This window comes from Verrucosispora sp. WMMD1129, assembly GCF_029581255.1.
GTDB lineage: Bacteria > Actinomycetota > Actinomycetes > Mycobacteriales > Micromonosporaceae > Micromonospora > Micromonospora sediminimaris.
In genome coordinates this window covers 4,368,605-4,380,858 of record NZ_CP120741.1, presented here as the reverse complement: position 1 = coordinate 4,380,858, position 12,254 = coordinate 4,368,605, and the positions used below count along the sequence as shown (strand labels likewise).

Annotated in this window: 13 protein-coding genes; 8 read left to right on the top strand and 5 right to left on the bottom strand. The window is 71.0% G+C overall.

Annotated elements, in window-relative coordinates; genetic code table 11:
- Nucleotides 1–56: 56 nt before the first annotated feature.
- Nucleotides 57–500: a (deoxy)nucleoside triphosphate pyrophosphohydrolase gene (locus O7624_RS20435; RefSeq protein ID WP_282236912.1), complete on the bottom strand. Its 444-nt coding sequence runs from the start codon at nucleotides 498–500 to the stop codon at nucleotides 57–59.
- A gap of 183 nt (nucleotides 501–683) precedes the next feature.
- Here O7624_RS20435 and O7624_RS20430 point away from each other — a divergent pair, with 183 nt between their 5' ends.
- Both O7624_RS20430 and O7624_RS20425 read left to right on the top strand, forming a co-directional pair.
- A complete protein-coding gene (locus O7624_RS20430) occupies nucleotides 684–989 on the top strand; it encodes a 4a-hydroxytetrahydrobiopterin dehydratase (RefSeq protein ID WP_282236911.1) in 306 nt (101 codons plus the stop codon).
- Between the two features lie 39 nt (nucleotides 990–1,028).
- Nucleotides 1,029–1,391 carry a PH domain-containing protein gene (locus O7624_RS20425; RefSeq protein WP_093405480.1) on the top strand — a complete coding sequence of 121 codons (363 nt, stop codon included), beginning with the start codon at nucleotides 1,029–1,031 and terminating at the stop codon, nucleotides 1,389–1,391.
- On the opposite strand, the gene O7624_RS20420 is transcribed toward O7624_RS20425, so the two are convergent.
- Nucleotides 1,384–1,548, bottom strand: coding sequence for a hypothetical protein (locus O7624_RS20420; RefSeq protein ID WP_282236910.1), 165 nt, complete (start codon nucleotides 1,546–1,548; stop codon nucleotides 1,384–1,386). The two genes, O7624_RS20425 and O7624_RS20420, sit on opposite strands and share 8 nt — an antisense overlap.
- 79 nt (nucleotides 1,549–1,627) lie before the next feature.
- On the opposite strand from O7624_RS20420, the gene O7624_RS20415 reads away from it, so the two are divergent.
- Nucleotides 1,628–2,362 (top strand): class I SAM-dependent methyltransferase, encoded by a 735-nt coding sequence (locus O7624_RS20415; protein ID WP_282236909.1) that lies wholly within the window; start codon nucleotides 1,628–1,630, stop codon nucleotides 2,360–2,362.
- A gap of 88 nt (nucleotides 2,363–2,450) precedes the next feature.
- The gene (locus O7624_RS20410) at nucleotides 2,451–3,173 is read left to right on the top strand and encodes an ElyC/SanA/YdcF family protein (protein ID WP_282236908.1); all 723 of its coding nucleotides are present in this window, start codon (nucleotides 2,451–2,453) and stop codon (nucleotides 3,171–3,173) included.
- A gap of 42 nt (nucleotides 3,174–3,215) precedes the next feature.
- Here O7624_RS20410 and O7624_RS20405 read toward each other — a convergent pair whose 3' ends face one another.
- The 3 genes from O7624_RS20405 to O7624_RS20395 form a co-directional block, all read right to left on the bottom strand.
- On the bottom strand, nucleotides 3,216–4,100 hold the full coding sequence (locus O7624_RS20405; protein ID WP_282236907.1) for an LPXTG cell wall anchor domain-containing protein: 885 nt from the start codon (nucleotides 4,098–4,100) through the stop codon (nucleotides 3,216–3,218).
- A gap of 122 nt (nucleotides 4,101–4,222) precedes the next feature.
- The gene (gene ychF / locus O7624_RS20400) at nucleotides 4,223–5,308 is read right to left on the bottom strand and encodes a redox-regulated ATPase YchF (protein WP_282236906.1); all 1,086 of its coding nucleotides are present in this window, start codon (nucleotides 5,306–5,308) and stop codon (nucleotides 4,223–4,225) included.
- A gap of 84 nt (nucleotides 5,309–5,392) precedes the next feature.
- Nucleotides 5,393–5,875 (bottom strand): hypothetical protein, encoded by a 483-nt coding sequence (locus O7624_RS20395; RefSeq protein ID WP_282236905.1) that lies wholly within the window; start codon nucleotides 5,873–5,875, stop codon nucleotides 5,393–5,395.
- Between the two features lie 153 nt (nucleotides 5,876–6,028).
- On the opposite strand from O7624_RS20395, the gene O7624_RS20390 reads away from it, so the two are divergent.
- The 4 genes from O7624_RS20390 to O7624_RS20375 all read left to right on the top strand — a co-directional run bounded on the left by O7624_RS20390 (nucleotide 6,029) and on the right by O7624_RS20375 (nucleotide 12,243).
- Nucleotides 6,029–7,522 (top strand): AlkA N-terminal domain-containing protein, encoded by a 1,494-nt coding sequence (locus O7624_RS20390; protein WP_282236904.1) that lies wholly within the window; start codon nucleotides 6,029–6,031, stop codon nucleotides 7,520–7,522.
- A gap of 100 nt (nucleotides 7,523–7,622) precedes the next feature.
- Entirely contained in the window at nucleotides 7,623–8,141 is a 519-nt protein-coding gene (locus O7624_RS20385) for a methylated-DNA--[protein]-cysteine S-methyltransferase (protein WP_282240690.1), read from the top strand.
- A 497-nt stretch (nucleotides 8,142–8,638) separates the two neighbouring features.
- A complete protein-coding gene (locus O7624_RS20380; RefSeq protein WP_282240689.1) occupies nucleotides 8,639–10,369 on the top strand; it encodes an ABC transporter ATP-binding protein in 1,731 nt (576 codons plus the stop codon).
- On the top strand, nucleotides 10,366–12,243 hold the full coding sequence (locus tag O7624_RS20375; protein WP_282236903.1) for an ABC transporter ATP-binding protein: 1,878 nt from the start codon (nucleotides 10,366–10,368) through the stop codon (nucleotides 12,241–12,243). The genes O7624_RS20380 and O7624_RS20375 overlap by 4 nt, the downstream gene beginning before the upstream one ends.
- The last annotated feature ends 11 nt before the right edge of the window (nucleotides 12,244–12,254 follow it).

Genomic DNA, 12,254 nt, shown 5'->3' with positions numbered 1-12,254 from the left:
GTTGACCAAGAGGTTGTGGTCCCCGGAGAGCGTTCTCCGAGACCAGAACCTCTTGATCATCGCGGGGGTAGGAGGAGGGGGCGGAGGGCGGCGACTATGGGGGCGTCGGCGGGGAGCCAGGTGACGGTGTCCAGGTCGGTGGCGGAGAGCCAGCGCAGAGCGGAGTGTTCGAGGGCCTGGGGTTCGTCGTCGTGCAGGAGGCGCGCGGCGTACACCTTGAGAACGGAACGACCGTGTGCCATCCGGACGTCACGGCCGACCCGCGCACCGATCTCCACGCGTACGGCCAGTTCCTCGACGCACTCGCGGGCCAGCGCCGCCGTCTCACTCTCCCCCGGCTCCACCTTGCCCCCGGGGAACTCCCACATGCCCGCCACCTCGGGCGGGGCGGATCTGGCGCAGGCGAGCACCCGCCCGTCCCTGATGATGGCCGCGCCGACGATCACCTTCGGATCGCGCCGTACGGCTTGTCCGCCGCCGTTCGCCCGTTCGGTCCGCACGGGCGTCCAGAGTGCCAGATCAATCGGCGGTTTGGGTAGCTTGGTCGTCCGTCAGGCCAGGAATCCCCAGAAGTGTGGGCGTGGACACACCCTCCGTGCGACGTAAGACTAGAGGCACCGACAAAGACACGGGGCGGCGACGATTTGGCCACAGGCCGGCAACGAAGCCTGGGAGGAGCGGTGATGCGGGCGCTGTTTGGCGGTCGGACGAAACACGACTACCTCAGCGACGCCCTCACCCTACTGTCCGGTTGGACACGTGAGGGTGAGCAGATCCGGCGCACTCTCGTCATCGACGACACGCAGCACGCGGCGCTCACCGAGCGGGTGAAGGTGGTCGCCGACGCGCTGCATCTGCGCCCCGAGATCAGCCGGCGCGCCGATCACACCCAGATCCGGGTCGGGCACGGCCACGAGCCCCTCTCCGAGGGCGAGGTCCTGCTGGCCGCCCGCATCGAGGACGCCTACCGCGCGGTCACCGAGGGCTGACGGTGCGTCCGCTGGCGGACGCTGCCTACCGTGGGCACCATGGCCAACGCGACCTATGACCGCAAGGAACAGTTCCAGCAGATCCAGAGCGGGCTGCTCGACGGTGAACAGATCATCGCCGTCTACGACGCCGTCGGCACCGGCACCGGGTTCATCGGGCTGACCGACCGGCGCGTCATCATCCAGGACCGCTCGTTCGTCGGCAAGAAGTACGCGATCACCAGCATCCCGTACTCGAAGATCACCAGCGTGAGCGTGGTCAGCAACAAGTCGTGGGGCGGTTCGTTCTTCTCCACCGGCGCGATCGCCATCCACGTCGGTACGCACACCTACGAGGTGGAGTTCCGGGGCGACCAGAAGAGCCACCACGTGCACAACGTGATCCTGCACTACATCAGCTGACCAATTCCCGGGCCGCGCAGCGGATCAGCGCGCCCGGTGAATTCCAGTTGCCGCCGGCCACCAATGCCGATTGACTCACGAGCCAGCCGAACGAAGGGAGCGACGACATGAGGCACACCGCGACGCCCAGGCAGCGAGTAGGCACCGTCAACCCCATCGAATCGAGGCTTCGTGCGTACGTGGAAATCAACGGACAAGGCGCCGTGCGGCGCCGGTAGCAACCACGGAGGCCGCTGATGTCGGTCTTCGACGACCCGGGACACTTCGGTCGGCTCTGGGCCGACACCTATGACCTGCCGGGCGGCCTACCCGACCCGGCACCGGCAGTGGAGTTCCTCGCCGAGCTGGCTGGCAGCGGCCCGGCGCTGGAACTGGCGATCGGCACCGGTCGGGTCGCCCTCCCCCTGGCCGAACGCGGGATCGCGGTGGAGGGGATCGAGGCGTCGCCGGAGATGGTCGCGAAGATGCGCGCCAAGCCTGGTGGCAGCACCATCCCCGTGGCCATCGGCGACATGGCGGACGTGCCGGTGACCGGCCCGTACACCGTGGCGTACCTGGTCTTCAACACCCTGTTCAACCTGGTACGCGCGCAGCGGCAGGCGGACTGCTTCCGAAACGTGGCGCGGGTGCTGGCCCCCGGCGGCGCGTTCGTCATCGAGACGTTCGTGCCCGACCCGGCGGACTTCGACCGGGACGAACAGGTCCAGATGCGGGAGGTGACCGAGGAGTCGGCCACCATTCGTCTGCACAAGTACGACCGGGCGGCGCAGACGTTCCTCCGGCAGACCATCACGTTCCACTCCGCCGGGGTGCACCTACACCCGTTCGCGATGCGTTACCTGTGGCCGGAGCAGATCGACGAGCTGGCGGAACAGGCCGGTCTCCGGCTCACCGAGCGGTACGCCGACTGGGACCGGTCGCCCTTCGGCCCGGACAGCACCTCGCACATCTCCGTGTACCGGCTCAGGTAATTGACGGCGCGGGTACGACGGTCCGGCCGTCGTACCCGCGCCACAGCGCTCGCTGATCGGCTCGCACCGGGCTGAAATACTGGCCCACATGCCGATCCGTGCTTCGCTGCCGGCCAGACTTCGTCAGATCCGGGACCGGCACCGCGGGCGTTGGCTGCGCCGGGCGGTACTGGCCGGCGTGTCCGGTGTCGTGCTGTTGACGGCCGGCGTGTGGGCGAGCGCGAGTTGGATCCGCTCCGGGGCCGAGGGGCGCACCTACCCGATCGCGACGGTGCCCGAGGCACCGGTCGCCCTGGTGCTGGGCACCCGGGTCCAGCCCGACGGCACACCGGCGCCGTTCCTCGCCGCCCGGCTGAAGATCGCCCGCGAGCTGTACGCCACCGGCAAGGTGCAGGCGATCCTGGTCTCCGGCGACAACATGCGCCACGAGTACAACGAGCCCGAGGCGATGCAGCGCTGGCTGGTCGAGCAGGGGGTGCCGGCCGACAAGGTGGTGCTCGACCACGCCGGCTTCGACACGTACGACTCGTGCGCCCGGGCGAAGCGGATCTTCGGGGTGGAGCGGGCGACGGTGGTGACGCAGCAGTTCCACCTGGCCCGTGCCGTCACGGTCTGCCGTCATCTCGGCATCGACGCCAACGGCGTCGGCGACGAGACCGCGCGGGAGCTGAGCCACCGCACCTGGCGGATCAGCTCGGCCCGCGAGTACGGTGCCGGCCTCAAGGCCGCGCTGGACGTGCTCTCCCGCCGCGACCCGGTGCATCTCGGCGACCGGGAGACCGGTATCGACGACGCCCTGCGGGCCGGCTGACACCGGCACCGGCAGGGCGTCACATCCCGAACAGCGCCGGGCCTACGCCACGAAGCGGGTACGGCGGCGACGGGCGATCAGGTAGGCGGCACCCCCGAGGAGCAGCAGCAGGGCCCCCACGGCGGCCACCGTCGCGGTCCGAGCGCCGGTCACCGGCAACCCGCCGCCCTGACCGTCATCGTCGCCGGGCGCACCCGGGCTGGCCGGAGGGACGTCCGTCGGCGTGCCGGTCGGAGTCACGGTGGGCGTGGCCGTCGGGGTCGCGGTGGGCGTGGCCGTCGGGGTCGGCGTCGGGGCGGTCTTGAGTACGACGCCAACGAAGCCGAGGGGGTTCGGCGGCTCCAGACCCACCAGTGGCGCCGACGGGGCGGCCAGGGTCAAGGGGCCACCGGTGCCCCGGACGGCACTGGTGCCCTGCCCGGCCCAGTCGTCGGCCAGCTTCTGGATGCCGCCGAGCCGGTCGACGTACTCCTTGCTGCGCCAGAAGTGGATGATCGACGAGATGTTCGCCGGGCGAGCGTCCGGCTTGGTGGAGATGCCGGCGCCCAGCGCCGCCAGGCTCGCGCCCGGGGCAAGCTCGACATCGAACTCGCACCAGGCCGACTCCTGGTTGCTGTCGACGCCGTACCAGCAGTTCTCGTACGTCTTGGTGAAGTCCAGGTCGTTGAGGATCCGGATGTGCACGACCACGCCGTCGACAGGTGCGTCCCCCTTGTTTGTGACGCCGATCAGGGCGGGCACGTCCTCGCCCTGACCAACCAGGTAGCCGCGCCGACCGTCGGTGGGCGGAAGCTGCTCGGTGCCGGCCGCCAGCTTCGCCGAGTCGGGTGCCGGCTGGGCCGGAGCAGCAGTGGCGGGCGCGGCGGCGAGACCGGCCGCAAGCAGTGCGGCGCTGACAGCGCACAGGGCAGAACGAGGCGTGGTCAAGGAAACCCCCGTGGATATCCGTCGATGACCGCGTCACGTTACCCGATCCGGGTTACGCCGCGCAGGACGCCTCCGGTCCGCTTCGGAGGTACCCCGCGACGGGCAACTCCGTCAGCCACCGCCTACACGTTGAAGCGGAACTCGACGACGTCGCCGTCCTGCATGACGTACTCCTTGCCCTCGATGCGGACCTTGCCCGCCGCCTTCGCCGCAGCCATCGAACCGGCCCCGACCAGGTCCGCGTAGGAGACCACCTCGGCCTTGATGAAGCCGCGCTGGAAGTCGGAGTGGATCACCCCGGCGGCCTCCGGAGCGGTCGCGCCGATCGGCACGGTCCAGGCCCGCGCCTCCTTGGGGCCGGCGGTGAGGTACGTCTGGAGGCCGAGCGTGCGGAACCCCACCCGGACGAGTTGGTCCAGCCCCGGCTCGGCCTGCCCGATCGACTCCAGCAGCTCCCGTGCCTCCTCCTCGGGCAGGTCCACCAGCTCGGATTCGATCTTGGCGTCCATGAAGACGGCCTCGGCGGGTGCCACCAGCGCCCGAAGTTCGTCGAGGAACTCGGCATTGTTCAGCTCGGCCTCATCGACGTTGAAGACGTAGAGGAACGGCTTGGTGGTGAGCAGGTGCAGCTCACGCAGGTGCTCCAGCTCGATGTTGGCTGCCGCCGCACCCGCGTAGAGGGTGGTGCCGTTGTCCAGCACCTCGACCGCGGCTTTCGCGGCGGCCACCGCAGCGGCCCGGTCCTTGCGGAGCTTGGCCTCCTTCTCCAGCCGGGGCAGCGCCTTCTCCAGCGTCTGGAGGTCGGCCAGGATCAGCTCGGTGTTGATCGTCTCGATGTCGTCGGCCGGTGAGACCTTGCCGTCGACGTGCACCACGTTCGGGTCGGAGAATGCCCGCACCACCTGACAGATCGCCGAGGCGTCCCGGATGTTGGCCAGGAAGGCGTTGCCCCGCCCCTGGCCCTTCGAGGCGCCGCGCACCAGGCCGGCGATGTCGACGAACGACACCGGCGCAGGGATCACCTTCTGCGAGCTGAAGATCTCGGCGAGCTTGTGCAGCCGCTCGTCCGGCAGCCCGACCACACCGACGTTGGGCTCGATGGTCGCGAACGGGTAGTTCGCGGCGAGCACGTCGTTCTTGGTCAACGCGTTGAACAGGGTGCTCTTGCCGACGTTGGGCAGGCCGACGATGCCGATGGTGAGACTCACGACGAGCCAGCTTACGCCGGTACCGCTCGGCCGCCGGCAGGTAGGCCCGACCCGCCGTCAGGGTGTGGCAGGGCGCCGCTGGTGTCACCGGTCGTGCCGGGGTGTCGCCTGGCGCGGCACCAGCAGGTCGATCCGGAGGGCGCCGGGGGCGAGTTCGGCGGCGGCGGCCAGCGGCAGCGTGAAACGGGCGTCGGCGGCGGGCGCGGCGTGCCGTGACTCACCGAGCATCCAGTGGACCTCGTCGGCCGTCCAGCCCAGGGCCGGTCGAGCTGCGATCTCCCGGAGCAGCCGCAGTGCGGCGCGGGTGTCGTCGTCATAGAAGCGCATGCACCAGTGATGCACCCACATCCCGAGCGCGCGCACCCCGTCCCGGTCGAGCGAACCGACCAGCCGACCGCAGGCGGTGTCGCCGAAGGCACGACCCGGATCATCGGTGCGGTCCCGCTCGATGGCACCGACCGCGGCCGGCGCCACGGCGCGCATCCGGCGGTAGAAGCGCTGGACCGCTGTCGGGTCGAGTGGTGGGTGCTCGTGTCCCGACGCCGCCCGACCCGCCACGCTAACCATTGCCACACCCTTCTGGAGTTGGTGGCCGCACGCTACCCACCACAACCGACACTTCCCCTCCCCTGCCCTGCCCGCCCGCCCTTGCCGCGAGACGGACGGTGTGGTCCGAATTCCGCGAGCCGGGTGGGCGGGAGCAGGCGCATCATCGGTTACGTGGAACTGGACTTCGAACGGTGTTACCGGGCCGTCGACAGCCGTGACCAGCGGTTCGACGGCTGGTTCTACACCGGCGTGACCTCGACTGGGATCTACTGCCGGCCGTCCTGTCCGGCGATGACCCCGAAGCGGCGTAATGTGCGTTTCTTCCCGTCGTCGGCGGCGGCCCAACGGGCCGGGCTGCGCGCCTGCCGTCGCTGCCGCCCGGACGCCTCCCCCGGTTCACCCCAGTGGGACGTACGGGCCGACGTGGTGGGCCGGGCGATGCGACTGATCGCCGACGGTGTGGTCGACCGTGACGGGGTGCCGGGGCTGGCCGCCCGGCTCGGCTACACCGAGCGACACCTGCACCGGATGCTGCGGGCGGAACTCGGCGCGGGGCCGCTGGCGCTGGCCAGGGCTCAGCGCGCGCAGACCGCCCGAACCCTGATCGAGACGACCGGGCTGGGCCTGGCCGAGATCGCGTTCGCCGCCGGGTTCGGCAGCGTCCGGCAGTTCAACGACACGGTACGCGCGGTCTACGGCGCACCACCGTCGCAGCTGCGTAGCGGACACGACACGGTCGTCGGTGGTGCGGGCACGGTCACCCTGCGGTTGGCGTACCGGCCGCCGCTGCACGCCGCCGCGCTGCTCGACTTCCTCGCCCGTCGCACGCTGCCCGGGGTCGACGAGGTGGTCGACGGTACGTACCGGCGGGGGTTGCGGTTGCCGCACGGCCCCGGAGAGGCCACGCTGAGCCCGGCGGTCGGTCATGTGGCGGCGACGCTGCGCCTGACCGACCTGCGCGATCTGGCCCCCGCCGTGGCCCGCTGCCGGCGCCTGTTCGACCTGGACTCGGATCCGCTCGCCGTCGACCAGACACTCGCCGCCGATCCCGCGCTGGCCGCGACGGTGGCGGCCGAGCCTGGGGTACGCGTCCCCCGTGCGGTGGACGGCTTCGAGATCGCCGTCCGCGCCATCGCCACCCAACAGGTCTCCCTGGCCTCCGCCCGCACCACCCTCACTCGCCTCCTCGCCCACACCGGCACCGTTGATCAAGAAGTTGTGGACTCCGAGAGCGTTCCCGGTCGACGCAAACCTCTTGATCAGCAGGAGGGGTCTCGGGGCGGGGCGCTGCACGGGTTCGCCACGGCGGAGGAGGTCCTGCGGGTGGCCGATTCGGGGTTTCGGATGCCGGTAGGGCGGCGCGAGACGATCCGGGCGGTGGCACGGGCGGTCGCGGCCGGCGAGCTTGACCTGGAGCCCGGTGGTGACCGGGAGGAGACGGTGCGGCGGCTGACCGCAATCCCTGGCATCGGCGGCTGGACGGCCGGCTACCTGGCCATGCGCGCGCTCGGCGACCCCGACACGTTCCTCCCCACCGACCTCGCGCTACGTCGGGGCGCCGCCACCCTCGGCCTCACCGACAACCCCAAGACCCTCGACGAGTACGCCGTCCGCTGGCGCCCCTGGCGGTCGTACGCCGTGATCCGTCTCTGGCGATCGGCGTGAGCCCCGCCGCCGGCTCCGCCCGAATCCAACCACTCGACCCAGCCTGGGTGCCTCTGGGCAGGCCAGCATCGATCCGACCCTGGAGAGCCGCATGAGCAGTATGAACACCACGAGCAGCATGATCGACAGCGGAGTCATCGACACCCCCGCCGGGCCGTTCACCGTTCTCGTCGGTCCGGACGGCGCGGTACGGGCGTCCGGTTTCACCCCGGACCCGGCGAACCTGCTGCCGCTCGTACACCCGAGCCTGCGCGGTGAGCCTCGACACCGGCCGGATCTCGGCCCGGTCACCGCAGCCGTCAGCGATTACCTCGACGGCGACCTGACCGCGATCGACGACGTCCCGGTCGAACAGCACACCGGCGGAGCGTTCATGTCCCATGCCTGGCGGGTGTTACGCGACGTCAAGCCGGGCGCACCCTTCACCTACACCGGGTACGCCGCCCTGGCCGGCCGTCCCTCCGCGGTGCGCGCCGCCGCGGCGGCCTGCGCCCGCAACGCCGCCGCGCTGTTCGTCCCCTGCCACCGGGTGCTGCGCACCGATGGCACGCTCGGCGGCTACCGCTGGGGGCTGCCGGTGAAACGCTGGCTCCTCGACCACGAACAACTCGGTCAGTAACTCACAATCGGTAACCATCACGGTGTGCAACGACAGTCGCCGGTCGCCCGCTGACCAAAGGTGCGCCACCCACACGCTTTGCTCTGCTTCACTCCACGCAACAGAACGCTGAGCAGCGGTTATGCACCAGCAGCGCTTCGATCACGGAGTTGCCACCCGGTGCGGAGGGTAACCGTTGCGTGGGTTGAAGCAGAGCAAAGGGGGTGGGGAGTAGTAGGGCGGCGGGCCGTGACGCACACGCAGCGTCAAGAACCAGTCGGAGAAGTGGTGGCGGGCAGCGGAAGCCGGACCACAAGCAGCGGGGCAACGGTGAGGGGATGGGCAGCTGACAGCAAGCCGACACCGGCGTTGCTGCCAGATGCGGCTACCGTCGGGTAGTGGCTGCGGGGAGCGGCGGCGGCCCGGCCGACCGGGGCGAGATTCGTCGACATCCCCTGCGCAACCTCTGGCGACTGCGCCGCTATCTGCGTCCACACGCCGTCGAGTTCGGGTGGCTGATGCTGGCCGGGCTCGCCGCCACGGGCGCCGGCATCGCCGTACCTCTGGTGGCGCAACGGGTGGTCGACGGGCCGGTGGCCCGGCGCGACCTGACCGGCCTGTTCCTGCTGGCCGGGCTGGCACTGCTGCTCGGCCTGGCCGAAGCCCTGCTGATCTTCATCCGTCGATGGGTGCAGTCGTCGTCCTCGGTGGCGATGGAGGCGGCCATCCGCACCGATGTCTACGCCCACCTGCAAGGGCTTTCGGCCAGTTTCCACGACCGGTGGCCGTCCGGCCAGTTGCTCTCCCGGATCACCAGCGACCTGTCGGTGCTGCGCCGCTTTCTCTCCTTCGGCCTGTTCTTCCTCGTACTCAATCTGGTCACCTACCTGGTCGTGGTGGTGCTGCTGATCCGGTTGCACCCCGCACTGGGGATGCTGGTGGCCGCCAGCGCGGTCCCGCTGTTCCTGATCGCCCGCCGCTTCGGTCGGCACTACCACGTCGCGTCCCGCCGCATGCAGGACCAGCAGGGCGACGTGGCCACGCTGGTCGAGGAGACCGCGCAGGGCCTACGCACGATGAAGGCGTACGGGCGGGGACCACAACTGGCCGCCCGGTTCGCCGCCAGCACCGAGGCGCTGCACGACACCGGGATCGGCAAGGGCAGGCTGCTCGCCCGCACCTCGGCGCTGCTGGACCTGGTGCCGAACCTGACCCTGGGCACGGTCCTGGTGGCCGGAGCAGCCGCGGTCGCCGGCGGACGGCTCACCATCGGTCAGCTCGTCGCCTTCGTCAGCCTTCAGCTGATGCTGATCTGGCCGGTGCAGTCGCTGGGCTGGATCATCGCCAACGGGCAGGAGGCGGCCACCGCCGCGGACCGGATCCAGGAGGTGCTGGACACCCGGCCAGCCATCGCGGATCGTCCGGTCGCCATCGCCCTGGTGCGCTCGACGGTGCGCGGTCGGCTCCGCTTCGAGGGGGTGGGCTTCCGCTATCCGGGAAGCGCGGTTCCGGTGTTGCGGGGCCTCGATCTCACCGTCGAGCCCGGCGAGACCGTGGCCGTGGTCGGCGCCACCGGCAGCGGCAAGAGCACCTTGTTGTCCCTGGTACCTCGACTGCACGACGTCAGCGCCGGCCGCATCACCCTCGACGGGCACGACCTGCGCGCCCTGCGGCTGGCGTCGCTGCGCGGCCTGGTCGGGGTCGCCTTCGAGGAGCCGACGCTGTTCTCCATGTCGGTGTGGGAGAACCTCACCCTGGGCCGGCCCGACGCCGGCGAGGACGAGGTCCGGGCCGCGCTGGCACTGGCCCAGGCCGAGTTCGCGTACGACCTGCCGTGGGGGTTGCGTACCCGGCTCGGGGAGCAGGGCCTGTCGCTCTCCGGCGGCCAGCGGCAACGACTCGCCCTGGCCCGGGCGGTGCTGATCCGACCGGCGGTGCTCGTGCTCGACGACCCGCTTTCCGCGCTCGACGTGCACACCGAGGCGTTGGTGGAGTCGGCGCTCAAGCGGGTGCTGCGCAACACCACCGCGCTGCTGGTGGTGCACCGTCCGTCCACGATCGCCCTGGCCGACCGGGTGGCGTTGCTGGAGCACGGCCGGATCACCGCCGTCGGCACCCACACCGAGCTGCTCGCCGACGTTCCCACCTATCGTGGGCTGCTCTCCGCCGAGCCGGCCGCGGCGTCGATCGCCGGGACACCGACGTCGACCGATCCGACGCCCGGCGGTTCCCCCCTGGTGCTCTCGTGACCGCCGCGTCGGCCGTGCCGGAGCCACCGCCCGAGGCGGACCCGGCGCACTGGCGGGGGGTGGCACCGGACCCGAACGCCGACCGCAGCCTCGCCGAGGACAGCGATCCGGCGGCGGTGGCCCGGCTCCGAGCCCGCAGTCGGGCGCTGCTGGCGGACGTGCTGCGCCCGCACCGGGCCCGGCTGGGCACGGCGGTCGCGCTGCTGTTGACCCAGAACGCCGCGGCCATGTCCGGGCCGTATTTGGTCATGATCGGCATCGACCGGGCGATCGAGCCGCTCCGGGCCGGCGAGCCCGGCCCGTTGATCGCCGTGGCCGTGTCGTTCGCCGCTGCGGCCGGCATCGAGTACGCGGCCCGGCGTGGCTTCCTCACCATCTCCGCCCGCATCGGCCAGGCCGTCCTGCTCGACCTGCGCCGCCGGGTGTACGCACACTTCCTGCACCTGCCGGTGGCTTTCCACGAGCGATACACGTCAGGGCGGATGATCTCGCGCCTGACCAGTGACATCGACTCGATCGCCGAGCTGGCCGACGGGGGTGTCGAGAGCCTGGTGATGGCCGCCCTGACGATCGTCTCGGTGGCCGGCATCCTGCTCTGGCTGGACCTGCCGCTGGCCTCGGTGACCCTGCTCGCCTTCCCGCTGCTGTTCTGGCTGTCCCGCTGGTTCGCCCGCGCCTCGGCCTCCGCCTATCGCCGTACCCGGGAGGCGATGGCACTGGTCATCGTCCATTTCGTCGAGTCGATGCGGGGCATCCGGGCGGTTCAGGCGTACCGCCGGCAGGCGCGCAACCAACACATCTTCGACTCGGTCAACGACGACTACCGTCGGTCCAGTCGGCACGCCTTCCACCTGATCGCGACGTACTCACCGGGCATCAAGCTGATCGGCAACGTCACGGTCGCGGTGGTGCTCTGCTACGGCGGCGCCCGGGTGCTGGGCGGCGACACCGGGGTCGGTGTGCTCGCGGCCTTCCTGCTCTACCTGCGCCGGTTCTTCGAACCGATGCAGGAGCTGAGCCAGTTCTACAACTCGCTCCAGTCGGCGACGGCAGGGCTGGAGAAGCTCGCCGGAGTGCTCGACGAGCGGCCCTCGGTCGCCGAACCGACCCGGCCCGTGCCACTGCCCGACGGCCCGGCCCGCGGCGCGGTCCGCTTCCACGCGGTGTCGTTCGGGTACCGCCCGGACTCACCGATCCTCACCGAGCTGGACCTCGCCATCCCGGCCGGGCAGACCGTGGCCCTGATCGGGCCGACCGGCGCCGGCAAGTCCACCGTCGCCAAGCTGCTCGCCCGGTTCCACGACCCGGACACCGGCACCGTCACTCTCGGCGGTGTGGACCTGCGCGAGGTGGCCGACGCGGAGCTGCGTCGGGCGATGGTTCTGGTCACCCAGGAGACGCACCTGTACGGCGGCACCGTCGCGGACAACATCCGGTTCGGTCGCCCGGACGCCGACGACGCCGCCGTCGAGGCCGCTGCCCGGGCGATCGGCGCGCACGACTTCATCTCGGCGCTGCCTGACGGGTACGCCACCGAGGTCCACCGGCGCGGTGGTCGGCTCTCCGCCGGGCAGCGGCAGTTGGTCGCCTTCGCCCGGGCGTTCCTGGCCGACCCGGCGGTGCTGATCCTCGACGAGGCCACCTCGTCGCTGGACGTGCCGACCGAACGTCTGGTGCAGCAGGCGCTCGGCAGCATCCTGCGGGACCGGACCGCGCTGGTGATCGCGCACCGGCTCTCGACGGTGGAGACCGCCGACCGGGTCCTGGTCCTCGACCGGGGCCGGATCGTCGAGGACGGGCCGCCGGCCGAACTGATCGTCGGCGGGGGCCGGTACGCCGACCTGCACCGCCAGTGGCGCGACTCGCTGCTCTGACCCGTTGGTGA